General features: G+C 35.0%; 14 protein-coding genes. 11 read left to right on the forward strand and 3 right to left on the reverse strand.

The window, feature by feature from the left end:
- Positions 1-74 precede the first annotated feature (74 nt).
- Positions 75-1,802 carry an ABC transporter ATP-binding protein gene (locus ABE048_RS06630; protein ID WP_430310074.1) on the forward strand — a complete coding sequence of 576 codons (1,728 nt, stop codon included), beginning with the start codon at positions 75-77 and terminating at the stop codon, positions 1,800-1,802.
- Complete coding sequence (locus ABE048_RS06635; RefSeq protein ID WP_430310106.1) at positions 1,802-3,625, forward strand: ABC transporter ATP-binding protein; 1,824 nt, start codon at positions 1,802-1,804, stop codon at positions 3,623-3,625. Before ABE048_RS06630 ends, ABE048_RS06635 begins: the two co-directional genes overlap by 1 nt.
- A 552-nt stretch (positions 3,626-4,177) precedes the next feature.
- On the opposite strand, the gene ABE048_RS06640 is transcribed toward ABE048_RS06635, so the two are convergent.
- Complete coding sequence (locus ABE048_RS06640) at positions 4,178-5,224, reverse strand: acyltransferase family protein (RefSeq protein ID WP_430310075.1); 1,047 nt, start codon at positions 5,222-5,224, stop codon at positions 4,178-4,180.
- A gap of 116 nt (positions 5,225-5,340) precedes the next feature.
- Between ABE048_RS06640 and ABE048_RS06645 the strand changes: the two genes are divergently transcribed.
- The 3 genes from ABE048_RS06645 to ABE048_RS06655 all read left to right on the forward strand — a co-directional run bounded on the left by ABE048_RS06645 (position 5,341) and on the right by ABE048_RS06655 (position 7,109).
- Complete coding sequence (locus tag ABE048_RS06645; protein ID WP_430310076.1) at positions 5,341-6,201, forward strand: GNAT family N-acetyltransferase; 861 nt, start codon at positions 5,341-5,343, stop codon at positions 6,199-6,201.
- Positions 6,202-6,272: 71 nt separating this feature from the next.
- Positions 6,273-6,842 carry an SGNH/GDSL hydrolase family protein gene (locus ABE048_RS06650; RefSeq protein WP_430310078.1) on the forward strand — a complete coding sequence of 190 codons (570 nt, stop codon included), beginning with the start codon at positions 6,273-6,275 and terminating at the stop codon, positions 6,840-6,842.
- A gap of 126 nt (positions 6,843-6,968) precedes the next feature.
- The gene (locus tag ABE048_RS06655; protein WP_430310079.1) at positions 6,969-7,109 is read left to right on the forward strand and encodes a hypothetical protein; all 141 of its coding nucleotides are present in this window, start codon (positions 6,969-6,971) and stop codon (positions 7,107-7,109) included.
- Positions 7,110-7,166: 57 nt separating this feature from the next.
- On the opposite strand, the gene helD is transcribed toward ABE048_RS06655, so the two are convergent.
- Positions 7,167-9,332: an RNA polymerase recycling motor HelD gene (helD, locus tag ABE048_RS06660; RefSeq protein ID WP_430310107.1), complete on the reverse strand. Its 2,166-nt coding sequence runs from the start codon at positions 9,330-9,332 to the stop codon at positions 7,167-7,169.
- 202 nt (positions 9,333-9,534) lie between these two features.
- Here helD and ABE048_RS06665 point away from each other — a divergent pair, with 202 nt between their 5' ends.
- The 4 genes from ABE048_RS06665 to ABE048_RS06680 all read left to right on the forward strand — a co-directional run bounded on the left by ABE048_RS06665 (position 9,535) and on the right by ABE048_RS06680 (position 14,521).
- Positions 9,535-10,263 (forward strand): glycerophosphodiester phosphodiesterase, encoded by a 729-nt coding sequence (locus ABE048_RS06665; protein WP_430310081.1) that lies wholly within the window; start codon positions 9,535-9,537, stop codon positions 10,261-10,263.
- A gap of 489 nt (positions 10,264-10,752) precedes the next feature.
- Positions 10,753-12,261, forward strand: coding sequence for a COG4705 family protein (locus ABE048_RS06670; RefSeq protein ID WP_430310083.1), 1,509 nt, complete (start codon positions 10,753-10,755; stop codon positions 12,259-12,261).
- A 524-nt stretch (positions 12,262-12,785) separates the two neighbouring features.
- Complete coding sequence (locus ABE048_RS06675; RefSeq protein ID WP_430310108.1) at positions 12,786-12,854, forward strand: DUF2087 domain-containing protein; 69 nt, start codon at positions 12,786-12,788, stop codon at positions 12,852-12,854.
- A gap of 338 nt (positions 12,855-13,192) precedes the next feature.
- Positions 13,193-14,521, forward strand: a complete 1,329-nt coding sequence (locus ABE048_RS06680) for an MATE family efflux transporter (protein ID WP_430310110.1) — start codon at positions 13,193-13,195, stop codon at positions 14,519-14,521.
- A gap of 114 nt (positions 14,522-14,635) precedes the next feature.
- On the opposite strand, the gene ABE048_RS06685 is transcribed toward ABE048_RS06680, so the two are convergent.
- Positions 14,636-15,658: a DUF2804 domain-containing protein gene (locus ABE048_RS06685; protein ID WP_430310084.1), complete on the reverse strand. Its 1,023-nt coding sequence runs from the start codon at positions 15,656-15,658 to the stop codon at positions 14,636-14,638.
- Between the two features lie 187 nt (positions 15,659-15,845).
- On the opposite strand from ABE048_RS06685, the gene ABE048_RS06690 reads away from it, so the two are divergent.
- Both ABE048_RS06690 and ABE048_RS06695 read left to right on the forward strand, forming a co-directional pair.
- Positions 15,846-16,328: an amidase domain-containing protein gene (locus ABE048_RS06690; RefSeq protein WP_430310086.1), complete on the forward strand. Its 483-nt coding sequence runs from the start codon at positions 15,846-15,848 to the stop codon at positions 16,326-16,328.
- 106 nt (positions 16,329-16,434) lie between these two features.
- Entirely contained in the window at positions 16,435-17,013 is a 579-nt protein-coding gene (locus ABE048_RS06695) for a nitroreductase family protein (RefSeq protein ID WP_430310087.1), read from the forward strand.
- Positions 17,014-17,025: the final 12 nt, after the last annotated feature.

The following is a 17,025-nucleotide window of genomic DNA, read 5'->3' on the forward strand; positions in this document are numbered from 1 at the left end:
TTTCGAGTAACGAATATATATGGCATAATTAATGACAATTACATTTTTTCTATCAATCGAAAGGGGGCTTTCTTTTGAAAACAATCTTCCAATACATAAAGACGTATAAAATTCCAGCATGTATTGCACTATTGTTAATGCTTGTAGAGCTTGCTGTGGAACTTACGCAGCCATTACTTATTAGAAAAATTATTGATGATGGAATTGTCGATAAAGATGTTAACACGATTGTGATATGGGGAGCCATTATGTTAGCATTGGCATTTCTTGCATTTCTTGCTGGCATAGTAAATTCCTTTTTTTCAGGTTATGCAGCACAAAACTTTGCATATGATTTACGCAATGCCTTGTTTAGAAAAGTTCAGTCATTTACAATGACAACCTTTTTACGCTTTCCTTCTGCAGGGTTGATTACAAGGTTGACGAATGATGTATCACAAGTACAACAAGTATTTTTTATGAGTTTAAGGATTATGCTTCGTGCACCATTAGTTGTAGTTGGTAGTTTAATCATGGCTTTTTATGTGGATGCATCATTAGCAATATATTTAGTTTTAGGGGTACCAATCCTTGCTATATTCATGTATTTAATGGTGAAAAAGAGTATAGGCCAGTTTGCAGCAGTACAGCGTAGGGTAGATCGAGTGAATCGTGTGATTCAAGAAAATTTACAAGCTATGCGATTAGTAAAGGCATATTTAAGAGGCTTATATGAAGCAAGTCGTTTCGAAAAAATTGCAAATGCATTGAAAAAGGACACATCTAGTGCATTGCGTTTAATGGAATATATTCAACCCATTTTGTTAATTGTCATGAACTTAGCGATGCTTGCTGTTTTATGGTTTGGAGCAGAGCAAATTCAAAATGGGCAAACCCAAATTGGCGATATTGCCGCTATTATCAATTATACAATGCGAATGACAGGGTCGTTTTCAATGTTCGCATTCATCATTATGTTATTCTCTCGTGCGAAGGCATCAGCGGATCGTATGGAGGAAATTCTTCTTATAGAAGACGGAGTGGAAGGTGTTACTGAACATTCCTTTAGAGAAATGCCATTACAGAAAGGTGAAATCATATTTGAAAATGTTTCGTTTAAATATCCGCAGACAGATCAGTATGTATTGAAGAATATTTCCTTTACTTGTGGACAAGGTGAAAAAATAGCGATTATGGGTGCAACTGGTTCAGGGAAATCTACTTTGCTACAACTTATTCCTAGTTTTTATGAAGTGAAGAAAGGTCGAATCTCTATTGATGGTATAGATATTAAGGAATGGAATGTAGAAAATCTTCGTCATCTGATCGGTTATGTACCACAGCGTTCTTTACTTTTTACAGGGACTATTTTTGAAAATGTAACATGGGGGAAAACGGATGCTTCATTAGAAGAAGTAGAAAAAGCTTCAAAACAGGCGCAAATTCATGATTCAATCATTCAATTCCCAAATGGTTATCAAACGCGAGTAGGACAAAAAGGTGTTAACTTATCTGGAGGTCAAAAGCAGCGATTGTCAATTGCTAGAGCAATTTTGCGTAAGCCTGAGTTCTTGTTATTAGACGATAGTACAAGTGCACTTGATATAAAAACGGAATCTGCTTTGTGGGATGCTCTAGCTGATGAAAAGGCAACTATGCTTGTTGTGACGCAAAAAATTCATACAGCACAAGGAGCAAATCGAATTTTACTTTTGGAAAATGGTGTTGTATCTGCTTTTGGAACACATGATGAACTAATGGCAAGTTCATCGTTGTATCAGAAAATTGCTTATTCTCAACAGGATCCAGGAGGTGACAAATGATGATTAGATCGTGGTTACGTTCTATCGGTTATGAACCAGTTCTTACGAGGGAAGATATAAAGTCTTCTAAAAAGAGAAAAGGTGCAAGAGCAAGTGATTGGCAGAAGACATTACGTCATATATGGAAAATTGTCGATGAGCAAAGAGGCTTATTGATTGTCGTAATAGGGATGGTAATCTTGAGCTCTGTTTTATCATTGTTGGGACCTTATTTGATAGGTAAAATAATTGATGATCATATGATCAAAAGGAATTTTTCAGGTTTAAAGACAATGATTGCTGGCCTTGTGATTGTATATATTGGTTTATCTATATCACTGTTTTTGCAAAACTATTGGATGATTGGAATAGCACAACAAACGGTTTATCGGATGCGTACAGAATTATTTTCAAAACTACAGCGATTACCAATCTCTTTCTTTGATAAAAGACAACATGGTGAGTTAATGAGCCGTATGACGAATGATATGGATAATATTAGTTCCACTTTAAATAGTACATTTATCCAAGTATTCTCCAGTGTTTTAACTCTAATAGGGACAGTAATCGTAATGCTTACTATGAGTCCATTACTAACATTGTTAACAATGCTTATAATTCCTGTGATGTTCATTTCTACACGTTGGATTACAAGAAGAACAGGAAAATTATTTAAGAGTCAACAGCAAGCGTTAGGTACTCTTAATGGCATGATTGAAGAAACAATTTCAGGTCAACGTGTTGTGAAAGCTTTCTCTCAGGAGCAGCGTATGATGGATGATTTTGCAGAGAAAAGTAGTCATTTGCGTCGCGTAGGTTATTGGGCAAATGTCTATTCAGGAGCCATTCCAAAAGTGATGAATTTACTTAATAATGCTAGTTTTGCTGTAGTGGCAGGCGTTGGTGGACTTCTTGCCGTAAAAGGGTATGTTTCCATTGGAACAATAGTGGTATTTGCAGAATATGCTCGTCAATTTACAAGACCTTTAAATGATTTAGCAAACCAATTTAATAATGTATTGTCTGCTATAGCTGGTGCAGAACGAGTATTTTCGATAATGGAAGAAGATGAGGAACAAGATGATGCAAAAAATGCACCATTGCGAAAGGTGCAAGGTGACGTTAAATTTGAAGATGTATCATTTAAATATGAGACAGAGGAAGAAAATCAGACAATTTCACAAATCAATTTCCATGTAAAAAAAGGTCAAACAGCTGCTTTAGTCGGTGCTACGGGGGCTGGTAAGACAACGATCATGCAGCTGCTTGCTCGTTTCTATGATGTCCAACAAGGTCAAATTTTAATCGATAATCAACCAATTCAAGCATTTTCTCGTGAAAATATTCGTAGCCGAATGGCCTTTGTTCTTCAAGAGCCATTCTTATTTGAGGCAACAGTCAAAGAAAACATTCGATATGGTCAACTAGATGCGTCAGATGAAGAAGTGATAGAAGCAGCTAAAAAAGCAAATGCACATGATTTTATCATGACATTACCTCAAGGTTATAATACGTTTTTAACATCAGATGGCGGAGAAATTAGCCAAGGGCAAAAACAATTACTATCAATCGCAAGAGCGCTTGTAGCAAATCCTTCCATCTTATTGTTAGATGAAGCAACAAGTAGTATTGATACTGTGACAGAATTAGAAATACAAGAGGCACTTGAACGTTTAATGCAAGGGCGCACAAGCTTTGTTATAGCGCACCGTTTAAATACTGTCAGAAAAGCGGATGTCATTTTGGTCATGCAACAAGGAGAATTAGTAGAGTCTGGTAGGAGAGAAGAGCTTATTGCAAAAAAAGGAATATTCTATCAAATGCTACAACAATCGAAGTTGTAATCATATGAAACTCAATTGTAAGGGCGACAATCTATTGTGCATTTGGCCCCTTTTTTTGAACGCTTTAGAAAAAAGATATTGTCATCAAGTAAGTATTCATAAATTTTGAATTGTAATTTTTGTTGAAGTGAAGTGGAGACAAAAGACAGACGAGACCCTACAGTGAGGGAAGAGAAGGTACTGAAAAAGAAAAAAGAAAATTTATAATAATAATCTGGTATAGCTATCTTTGTTGATGTGGAATTAGCGCAGACTCCTGCGAGGAGGCTCAACGCTCGCCCGCAGAAAGCGAAGCTAATTCCACATCATTTAGCAAGTAGATTAATACTATAAATATTTGTATTGAAACCCTTTTTTTCAGTGCCCTCAGGGAAGCCGCGAGGAGTCTAATCGATTTGTCGCATTGCGGAGCTAATTCCACTTCATTCAATAGTGGATATTGTCCTCAAAGCGAGACAGGTGAACCCCGCAGGAGCAACAATTAAGGAACGGAGTCTAAGAACGCCACGTCAGGCCTGTGGCAACGACTCCGTGACCAACATCCTGTTGCCCCTAAGATTTTACAGCTTTTTTGAAACGGAAATTACCCATCAATAAAGTTGCATAAGGCATATATCGTTTCATGATGATAGAAATAATGATTGGAATAATTAGGCAGAGTAATGTGTAGCCCAATAATTCATAATGTATAAAGTTATTCATAAATTTATCAACCGAAATGTGCAAATACATGATTGTAATAGAATGCAATTCGATAAACTCTAATGCCTTTAGACGAATATACTTTGTGACAAATTGGAAGAAACCAAAGATCACAATAAGAAATGCAATAGGTAGAACGATATCTAATATTGAATTACTATAACGAATAAATTTCATACTTAGGTGATAATCAAATTCTTTATTCCAAGTAAGTCGCATCGCCATCAATACAATTGCTGTACATGTGATCCACAATGGAAACCGGACATGTGAGAAGATTTCCTTTGCATAGTAACCAATCGCAAAATAGACAACTGCAATCAGAACTACGTCTAAATTCCAAGGAATCATAATAGTCTGTGATGCTGCATCAACAGGTCCCCCCACAATATTAACTACATAAAAACTTTCAATATGAGCGAGAATATAGCATAAAATAAGGAATAGAGCTTGGTTTACACGATTTAAGTAACGTGTTACTAACAAGAATAATATATATGTGAAGAATAATGTTGTGATAAACCAGATCACACCGTATGAACCACGGGCAAAGCGCCCTCCAAATAAGATAGTAAGTAAATCATGTTTGTAATATTCAAGATCTGTGTTACCTGACATAAATGCTAGTACATAGCGTAAACATGTTATGATAACTAAGAAGAAAACATATGGAACCATTAACTGCATCGTTCGTTTTTTAATTGATTCAATCATAGTAGCATTAGAATCTGCTGGTTTAAAGAATAAGCCACTAAGAACGAAAAATGCAGGCATATGAAACCAATAAATATATGTTAGTAATGGATAATCCAAATGTTTTGGGTAATGTCCAATTACTACTAAAATCATTAAAAAACCCTTCGTCGCATCGACCCAGGTTAGTCGTTTTTTGGTCATTATATTAGCCTCCAATGCGTTATTCTATACCATTAGTCGTAGTCTGAAAAGTAGGGGAAAGTAAAAAAATTATATCATTTATATTTCAAAACAATTACGAAATGGAGGGCTTATAAATGGATATCTTTTTAATGAAAGCTTCTTATCCACTTGATGAGTTAACAATTCAAGAGTTGAATGTATTAATACAAAGTGCGAGTCCGAGTAGAAATCAGGATATCGCTCTATTAATGAATGCTGATAGTTGGAAAAACTACGAGAGTCAAGGGCTAGTTATTTTAGCATATAATGAACAAGATCAATTATTAGGAGCTCTTAGTGCTGCAGATTTATTTGGTCTACATACGTATGAATGGAGTGTAGTTGTTCATCCTGATTATCGTAGACAAGGAATTGGTACAGCGCTTGTACAAGAGCTTACTAATGCTCTAATTGAACGGGGTGCTACAGGTGACATGGGTTTGTCATTTAATGATGTTGTTGGACATCAATTTTTGCACCAACTAGGGTATGAATATAATTCTTCAGAAGCAACATTGCAGGCTGTTGCTGAACCATGTAAGTTTTCTAAAGATATTATCGTCCGCCCGTTTGCTGAACAAGATCGTGGTATATTAGGCGAACTAATGAATGAAGGTTTTGGTGACATGTCTGAAGAAACAGCAGAGCTTATTACCTTTAATACCACAACTACGGGGCGTATGTTGAATATGGTAGAACTTGATCAACAAGTAGTTGCAACTGTTTCAATAGTAGAAAATGAAGCGGGTGTCTGGGTTACAGCGTTTACAGTTCAACAATCTCTAAGAGGTCAAGGAATCGGTTCAGCTGTCTTACAATGGGCAAAAGACTATGCATATAAAAAACAGCAACAAAAGGTTTTGCTGGATGTTGAAATCGATAATACAAACGCTCTTAGTGTTTACCAAAAAGCAGGATTTACACCTTTACAACAAATAGATTATTTTATTAAATAAAAATTTACTCAATGAAGTTTTGACTTTTTGTAAATCATACAATGATTCAGGAAGAAAAGGTGCGTGTAACCATGAAAATTGTTTGTTTTGGAGATAGTCTTACTGCGAGAGAAGAGGGTTATCTAAAACCAATGTTAACCACACTTCTGGAGCAGGAATTAAACGGGTATCTTTTTATCAATGCAGGTGTTCGAGGTGATACGACTGTTAGGGCAAGAGAACGTTTAGAAAATGATGTTTTAAAGGAGAATCCAGATTTAGTGACGATTTTATTTGGAGCAAATGACTCCGCATCACATAAATTAGTCTCACTAGATGTTTATAAGGAGAATTTACAATTCTTTATCCAAAAAATAGGGGCAGAAAAGGTTATTTTAATTACACCTTCTCCAATAGATGAAACATTGCAACCGAATCGTTTAAATAATCGTATAAAAGAATATGGGGATGCTGTAAGAAAAGTTGCAGAAGAAACAGGATGCTATTTTATTGATTTTTTCTCGATTCTATACAAGCGCCCTGATTATAAACAAATACTTGTAGGAATCAAAAATGATGGTCTTCATTTTGGAGAAAGGGGTTATCAGCTCTTATCCAATTTGATTGCCGAAGAAATTCGAACGATTGTAAAAGAAATTTAAATTCTATATTGCGAATGAAATCTTAAAAATGTAGTTATAAATTAAAGATTTTCTTTATAAATCACACATATCTTGGAAGTAGGTACATATTATTAGAATATAACTTACTTTTAGGAGGGGATTATAATGAGACTTCCTGCATTACAAAAAGTAGAAGGTGTGCATAAGAATTTAATTAGTCAAATCCTTTGTAAAATCGTAGGCCGGAAAAAAGGTAAAAATGATAGTCAAAAAAAGCGTTATTATCCAGTTCCTTCTCGAAAGTAAAAAACTTGCCTTAACACAAAAAAGCTTGGAAGCATTCAATGTTTCCAAGCTTTTTCTCTATTTCAATAAAAAATCCTCTTTTCTAGGAGCAACTAAATGCAATTCATGCATAGCGCGTGTTAATGCAACATATAAGAGCTTGCGATCAATCGGTGTATCCGTAAATGCATGGTCAACGGCTGCGATGATGACGGCATCAAATTCAAGGCCTTTTGCAAGATGGCTCGGTATAATAAGCAAAGCATCTTGATCAATTTCGGATGTTTCGAATAATGTTTGCACATTTACATTCGCTTTTTGCAATGCTTTAGTGGCCTTTTTAGCCTCATCTGTTGTTTTACATATAAGTGCAATAGAACGGTGTCCCTTACTTCGAATTTGGTCATAAATTTCTGCTATTTGAGCAGCATCAAAAGCCGCCATTTCATGAAATGAAGGTTCTTCTCCATGGCGAACAACGGGTTCTACTAACGGTAAATCTTCAACCATTTGTTCTAAAATACGATTAGCTACAGCCATAATTTCAATGGTTGTGCGATAACTTTTTTGTAACGTTTTGTAGCTGGCCCGTGGAAAAAGATCTCGCACAGGTTCCCAATCTGTTAATGAACGATAGCTATGAATACCTTGTGCCAGGTCTCCGACCATTGTAAACATATCCGTTTCAAGTCCCTCTTTTAAAGCTGCCAGTTGGAACAAGCTATAATCTTGTACTTCATCAATAAAGACAACTTTCATCTTCCACTCATCTTTTATTCCCTTGATTTTAGCTTGCAAATAAAACAGAGCAGCCAAATCTTCAAGAGCCCACGTTTCTTTTATATGTGCTTCTTCAAATCGGTCATGTTCTTCTTCCGACCATTCAGGTGCCAATTCTTCTTGTAAAGCTCGATTGGTTAAAAATTCACGGTAGAGTGGTTTAATCTTGTATTTTTCAAATCGCTTCATATACCGAGTGATTACTGTCCTTGCTTCTTTTTCCACTGCTGGAATTCGTTCATCTCGTTCATCAATCCATTTAGTCACAACTTCTTTACGCTTTGCATCTTCACGTATACCAAATAATGCCTTATCTAGTACAGCATCATAACGCTTTTTTAACGAATAAAGAATCTGCTTTTTCTTTTGTCTCACATGGTTTTGCATAACAGAACGAACTTTTGCAATTCTTTTTTCTAAAGGTAAATAATTGTAGTCTTCTAAAAAGAGTCTACGTAAATGTGAGGCTTTTAAAATACGATATTTTTCAATATAGATATCTTCAAATTGATCGGCAATTTGGTTCTCAATTTTAGTAATATAGCTTGCTATAATATCACGATATTCAAGTGTGCCCTTCATTTTGGATATCCATAGTGAAATTTCATCTATTTCTTCTTGCTGTACTAACTTTTCAAGTTGTTCATTCGAATCTTGCAATTTCAGCTTTATATTCGTAGCATTTTGCACATATTCAGCATATGTTGTTTGACAAATTTGACCAACACCAAGCTCTGGTAGAACATCCGCAATATAGTCGATAAATAATTTGTTCGGTGCTAAGATCATTAAATCTTGTGCACGGAAATGTTCGCCCATCGTATATAGAAAATAAGATATTCTATGTAAGGCAATTGTTGTTTTACCACTACCAGCTGCACCTTGAACAAGAATTGGTTGTTTTAAGTGTGCTCGAATTACTTCGTTCTGTTCAGCTTGGATGGTCGAGACAATCTCGGTCAAACGAACATCTGCTTTTCCGGCTAAAGCATCTTGTAGGAGTTCATCATTTGTTGTGAGATCAATATCACGGACCTCAAGTAGTCGTCCTTTTTCAATTTTATATTGTCTTTTTGAATAGAGGTGACCTTTATTTTCTTCGCCATTTACTTCATATGTTAAATCACCTAGACGTCCGTCATAGTAGACATTTGCAACTGGAGAACGCCAATCAACAATAATTGGTTCTTGCGTTTCGCGATCAAACAAGGATGTTTTCCCAATATATAATTTTTCAGCTGGCTCATTTTCTTTTTGAAAGTGAATACGTGCGAAATAAGGTTTTTGACGAATTGCTTCCAGACCTTCGCGTTGATTCTTTGCCATATCAAAAAAACGAGCATTCGTTAAAATATTTTGGTAGCTTAAACTGGAATCTAAATAATCCAAATCAGCCATTGCAGTACGAATATTTTCTTGGGCGGTTTGTACATCACGTTTTGATTCGTCTAACAGTTTGTGCATATAATATTTTGTATAAGCTAAATGTTGTTCTTCTTCTTTAAAATCAGGATGTTGTGTCACGAAATCAGCCTCCCTTATCTTCATAGGGTGATAATTATTACTATACGCTTCTTATTATTGTAAATGAAGTTTAATGTTGTTTAAAAGTTGTATGCGCTGTAGGATGGAAGTAACAAGTAGAATGGTTGGAGGAATATACCAAATGAATATATTTGCGCACCGTGGTGCATCAGGTACCTTTCCAGAAAATACATTAGCATCATTTCGTGAAGCAGCGAGATTACCAATTTACGGTGTTGAATTAGATGTTCAGCGTACAAAAGATGGTGTTTTAGTGATTAATCATGATGAAAAAATTGATCGTACATCAAATGGTAAGGGCTATATTCGAGATATGACGTTTGAAGAAATTCGTTCATATGATTTTGGCTCATGGAAAGGTGAGCAATTTGCAGGTGAAAAAATTCCAACCCTTGATGAAGTGCTGGATGTTTTCAAAGCTACTCATCATATGATTAATATCGAATTGAAAACGGATGTTTTTGAATATCCAGGCATAGAAGATGATGTATTAGATACTGTGAAATCTCATGACATGATGGAACGAGTGCTATTTTCATCATTTGATCATGAAATGGTAGAAAGAGTTCTTGAAAAAGCACCTTACAATGAAGTAGGTGCACTATTTATGAAGATTTTGGTCAATTTAGATGAGTATGGAAAAATGATTGGTGCAAAAGCGCTTCACGTTTCATTAGTAGCTGCTAAACGTGATGCAGTGAAAAAGGCAATAGAAGCAGGGAATAAAGTACGTGTCTACACCATTAATAAAGAAGTCGATTATGATTTAATGGAAGCAATAGGAGTGGATGCAATCTTTACTGATTATCCTGAAAAGATGTACCGTCATGCATATAGCAAAAGAGTATAGTAAAAGAAACAGAAATTGAATGGAATTGTGAATTACTTTTGTATAGCTATCTTTTTTGATGTGGAATTTTCTGCGACGAAGCTAGCGAAGCGATGCAGGAGCAAAGGTTTTTTCTGCGACGAGTAACCGCAGGAGCAAAGGCTTCCGAGGAGGCTCAACGCTCGCCCGCAGAAAGCGAAGCTAATTCCACATCATGCAGAAATTAGTTTGATGCTATATTTATATAATAATTTTTAGAAGGAAACGACAGTTTATTGCTGTCGTTTTTTCGTTTTTAATTCATTTTTAATCTAATTTTAATGGGCTACTAAATACCTACTAAGATTCCTTATATGTTGTTCTATTAAAATAGGTGTATGCCACTTAAGTTATTGAAATGGTCTAGGTTTCAAAGTTGTGGACATATTTCATTTAAACGGGATAGGCAAAGGAATAATTGTACAATTTATAGACAAAGTAATTTAAGAAAATTAGGAGGAATCGGTCGTTATGAAAGATCAAGGAATTAGTTCAGTGGATCAATCACTAGGCAGACAAATGCTAAACAAAGTTCCACAAGTTACAATTTTCTTCTGGATCATCAAAATTTTATGTACAACAGTCGGCGAAACATTTGCTGATTTCCTAAATTTCAATCTTGGTTTAGGGCTAGCTAACACTACCATACTTATGGGAATTGCGTTTTTCATTTTCTTGTTTCTTCAATTCAGAGCAACTAAATATGTTCCAGCAATTTATTGGATAACGGTTGTTCTAATAAGTGTATTTGGAACATTGGTAACTGATAATTTGACAGACAATATCGGAGTACGACTAGAGGTTAGTACAGCAGTTTTCTCTGTGCTACTAGGTTTAACTTTTCTTTTCTGGTATCTTAGCGAAAAAACACTTTCGATCCACTCAATTTATACAAGAAGAAGAGAAGCTTTCTATTGGTTTACTATTCTTTTCACATTTGCACTTGGAACAGCAGTCGGAGATTTATATTCTGAACAACTAGGTCTTGGTTATCTTAAAACAGGTATAATAGTTGTTTTAATAATTGGTTGTGTATATTTAGCATACAAATTTTTGAAACTTGATGCTGTATTAGCGTTTTGGATTGCGTATATCCTTACTCGTCCACTTGGCGCATCATTAGGAGATTTGCTATCTCAACCAAAAGTTAATGGTGGGTTAGGTTTAGGGACAACCGTAACTAGTGTAATTTTCCTTGTAGCTATTTTAGGGATCATCGTCTTTCTAGCTGTTACAAAAATTGATACAACGGGAAAAAGTGATACAGCAGAAACAAACCAAGAAAATGGTAACAAGAATAATGTTTTGATACAAACCATTGTAGTACTGTGCATTTTCTTAGGTGGTGGTATAGGCAGTTACTATTCAATCAGTAATAGCGTCGCATCGCAAGCAACTACATTAGCTGGACAATTAACAGACTTTATTAATATTGAAAATAATATGCTAAAGGATGTAAACTCAAATAACTTTACTTCAGCGAAAAAAGAGGCTGACGATTTGGAACATCAATGGGACGCATCTGAATCTAAACTAAGAAAAATAGATGGCACAACATGGACTAAAATAGATGGAACGTTTGACATTGTATTAGCATCAGTTCGTTCATCAAGCCCGGATGTAAGCAAGTGCAAAACTGCACTTACTAATTCGCTTAGTGCTTTAAACAGTGCAAATAAAGCATCGCAAGCAACTACATTAGCTGGGCAATTAACAGATTTCGCTAAAGTTGAAAGTGATATGCTAAACCAAGTAAACTCAAATAACTTTACTGCGGCGAAAAAAAGTGCTGACGATTTAGAACATCAATGGGATGTAGCAGAGCCTAAACTAAGAAAAATAGATGGCACAACATGGACTAAAATAGATGGAACAATTGACGTTGTATTAGCATCAGTTCGTTCATCAAGCCCAGATGCAAGCAAGTGCAAAACTGCACTTAACGATTCGCTTAGTGTCATAAACGGAGCAAATAAATAAACATTTTAGGAATCGCAAATTGCGGTTCCTTTTTTACGTTGAAGATTTCTATCGTATAAACCTGATATATAAAAAATGCCCCCTTTCTAAAAAGCGATATCTGATATAAGTGACTATATAAGGTAAAAAGCTCCTTCAGTACTCTGAAGGGGCTTTTCGCTTGTCCGTTAAAAAAACAATGGGGCTGCCAAAAATCATTCAAGGATCTTATAAATATACTTGGTGGAGAAGCTTAATAGTTTTCCTTCATCCCGTAAATAAAGTTGTAGTCACTGACACTGAGATTAAGGATTTTATTTACAAATGATGCTTATTTTTTTGTATTCATTCGCAAATAATAAAAATAAACATATTCCGATTATGTTTGACAATAAATAAACAATATCATATTATGTTTATAAATTGTTAAACGAATAAAGGCTGTGTTTGCTTATGTAAAAAGAACGGAAAGCTAAGATTTTTATAGTTATGATGGAGCTTTTGAAAGAAAAGGATCAATATGCGCTTTTTACCATGATTATGTCATTTTAAGAAGATACTTAATTGAATATGGTTTTATTGATCGGAAAGCAGATGGAGTCAGTATTGGTTAAAGAATGAATAAGTGAGAGGATGAATAAAATGGATTGAAAAACAGAATTGAAAATACAATATAAAGAAACAAAAACAGTTGTCGGCGTGCGAAAGCCTTCGTCATTGAAGAATTAGAAAGATTAAAAGTCGAAGAAGATCGTTACACCAACGGAAAAAGTGAACTGAAAAAACTAGAAGAAAAATGGCTAGAAAAACTTAAGGTATATGGAGAACGTAGATATAACTCAGAAAAATTAAATGAATGGGGGGATGAAGCTTGATTTCAACTGATGATTTAAAAAAAGAAGAATTAACTTCAAAAGAACCTAGGGGAAATAAACTTACATTATTACGCCCGATGATAATATTCCTAATTCCTCTACTTTTAAGCAATATATTGCAATCAATTGGTCAGGTATTTGGAATGATCGTTGTTGGACATTGGTTAGGGGTAAATGCACTAGCAGCAATATCAGCCTTTTTTCCATTGCTATTTTTACTAATATCATTTGCAATTGGGATTGGATCAGGTAGTTCAATATTAATTGGGCAAGCTTATGGAGCAAAAATGGAAGAAAGATTAAAGGCAATTGTAGGAACTACTCTCTCTTTTACTTTTATTTTAGGACTTATACTTGCGATTATTGGAAGTATCTTTAGTAGAGACATTTTAATAGGAATAGGAACACCTGAAAATATTTTGAATGTAAGTGTTCATTATGCTCAAATCTTATTTTGGTCAATGCCTATTATGTTTTTGTATATTGTATATACTACATTAATACGAGGAACTGGAGATTCTAAAACGCCATTTTACTTTCTTTTATTAAGTACAATACTAAATGTAGTCCTTTTGCCTGTATTCGTATTTGGGTGGTTCGGAATCCCTAAGTTTGATATATATGGTGCGGCATACGCAACACTAATTTCAACAATATTGACATTCGTAACATTACTAATTTATTTATATAAAACTAAACACCCGCTGCAATTAAATGCCTCCTCAAGGAAATATCTTCGAATGGATGTTGGATTATTAAAATTGTTATTAAAACTTGGAATACCAACAAGTATTAATATGATTTTTCTTTCACTTTCTGAAATAGCTGTTATTACTTTTGTAAACAAATATGGGTCAGATGCAACAGCTGCTTATGGAGTAGCAAATCAACTTCTAAGCTATGTGCAAATGCCAGCGTTATGTATCAGTATTACTGTATCAATCTTCGTAGCCCAATCAATTGGAGCAAATCAATTCGAACGGTTAAATCAAGTTATCCGTGTTGGGGTATTGCTTAATTATGTATTAGGTGGAGTAACCGTATTTTTAACTTATCTATTGTCTAAACCGATTCTTCATCTATTTCTAACGAGTCAAAATACGATACAGATCTCTCACAGCTTACTAATGATTACTTTATGGAGTTATTTAATAATTGGTCATTCATATATCCTAATTTCAACGATGCGTGCTAGTGGAAATGTACTTTGGCCGACAATTCTTAGCATTATATCGATTTGGGGTATCGAAGTTCCAGTAGCATACCTACTTTCTCATTATACTAATTTAGGAATTAAGGGTATATGGATTGGATATCCGGTGGCTTTCATTGTTGGGCTTGTCTCACAATATTTGTATTATAGTTTAATGTGGAAAAAGAAAAAATTAACTCGTTTAGTAACATAATTAGTAGTTAGATAAAAAGGAAAGCTAAAGGCAGGAATAAAGAAAACTGTAAGATTTCTACAAAGAATAAAAGAGAGTCTATTATAAAATATAATAGGCTCTCTTTTTCTAAAGTTACCATTTGGCGATATGGTTTTCAACTGTCCCAAGGAGTTGTTGAATGGGTATATAACGTCCATTTTCCAAGTGAATACGTCCATTATAATAGCCAACCATTTGATGAATAGAAGATTTCACTAGTTTTACATCTGTATTAGCTTCGCGTTCAAAAAATGGTGTGAATGTTAGTTGCACATCATCCGTAAATTTAGTAGCAATATGCCAAGGTTGCATAAAATTCTTCTTATTATACTGGAAAATTACATCTTCATGAATTTTTTGCATTTTGCCATCGATGAAAATGGCATTTTCCGTCATACCGGTACCATCTGTCCATTGTCCACCAAGGTTTAGCGCTATACGGTGATTCCCACAGCGTTGTGAGGCCATAGCCCAGTTCCAAGCTGTTTCACGTGGCCAGACTCCACGGCCATAGTCGAGAATGGCAAAACAGTCTTCTTCGAAAAAGTTATAACGTTTATCTCCGATTTTTACATAACCACTTGTTGGTAAAGAATGATGCTTTGCAGTAAATTGAAACGTTTGACGATTCCACGGAATGACAACATTTAATGATTCATCGTCATTTGGATGTTTGATTGTTAAATCCGCATGCAAAAGATCCCCGTCAAAATTAGGTATAGTTACAGTCATCTGTGTTTCACCTTGTGAATGAAGTAATTGAATCTTGATATCATTATTATTGAAAGAAACTGTTTCTAAAACATTTTCGGGCATCTTTAGCTTATAGCCAAGAGGAATGGTGACTGTTTTCTCAAAATATCTTTGCGTTTCATATTCGAGAAAGTAAACGAAACAAACTGCTGCGTAATCTAAATGACTAATCGTCGCTGAGAACATAATATCATCACCAAATACACACCAGTAATTCCATTTTTTCTTACGTAACATATGCCCTTTTAAATTACTTTGAATAATTGGCTTTCTTGCATAGCCGATAGCTGCAGGATTTAAGTTGCCTTTTTTATCACAAAGTAATGTCACATCAACAATTTCTTTTTCAGCATGCTGTGTCAATTCAAACATCCTTTCACACAAAAAATAGGAGATACAAAATGATATTGTTCTCATTGTACCAAAAAAAGTATGAAATTGGTTACTTATAATAGGAATGTTGTAAAAGTTATATATTTGTCATAACAGTTCTAGAAAAAGTATCAATTGGATGTGGCCTTACATAAGTTACAATAGGAGGTTATGAACGATGTATAATAGGCAAAAAGCGGTTGACTATGCAAATCAATGGTGGAACCATGCAAATCCTGCATTCCCTAGATTCGAAGATGATTGCACCAATTTTATTTCGCAATGTTTACTAGCAGGTGAGGCACCTATGACGGGATATCCTGATAGAGTAAAAGGTTGGTGGATAAAAGGGAAGTCCTGGAGTTATAGTTGGACCACTGCAAATGCACTTTTTTGGCATTTACAAAATTCTAAAAAAGGATTACAAGGAAGAAGAGTTTCAAGCGAAAGTGAGTTAGAGCTGGGAGATTTGATTTTCCTTGATTTTACTGGGGATGGAAGAGTTGATCACTCTTTAATTGTAACGAGCATTATTAATGGTGTTCCATATGTCAATGCACATACGACTAATAGCTATCATCGTTTATGGACATATGAAGATTCCAGTGCATATACACCAAACATTAAATATTACTTCATGCATATAACAGTAACACCTTAAGATGATGTTCTTTTTATTTTTCAGCAGACTGTGGTAAGGTGGATAGGGTAATATACATACAAGTATATTCAACGTAAATTGTGTTCATATTATAGGAGTGATTATGATGAATGAACAGTCTTTATCAGTTAAAGATGCAATCCGTGAACGTCGTTCTATTAAAATGTTCAATGGTCAACCTGTAGACCGTGAAGATTTAATGGAAATTATTAATGTTGCTGTATGGGCGCCAAATCATGGTAATCGTCAACCATGGAGAATAGTACTTGCTAGTGGAGCTGAATTAGATGCTTTAAAAGATTTAATCCGTGAATATGCAGTGCCAGATTGGAAAGAATTATCTGAAGACGTACTTGCGAAAAAAATGCAAAAATTCACAACACCAGGTGCATATGCATTTGTGATTATGCCACAAGATGTACGTCAAAAAGAACGTTATGAAGACTTTGCAGCAGCTAGTAGCTTAATTCAAAATATGCAATTACTAGCATGGGATCGTGGAATCGGTGCTTGCTGGAAAACACCTAACTGGATCGATAATCCAAAGTTCCGTGAAGCATTAGGCGTGAAACCAGAAGAACGCATCATCAGCATGCTTCAATTCGGTTATTTCGATACAATTCCAAATGAAAAACCACGTAAATCAGCAGTAGAAATCGTCACTATTTTTGGTGAAGAAAAGTAATAGCGAAACGAG

The sequence above is a fragment of the Rummeliibacillus pycnus genome, from assembly GCF_050459865.1.
In the GTDB taxonomy this organism is placed as follows: Bacteria; Bacillota; Bacilli; order Bacillales_A; family Planococcaceae; genus Rummeliibacillus; species Rummeliibacillus pycnus_B.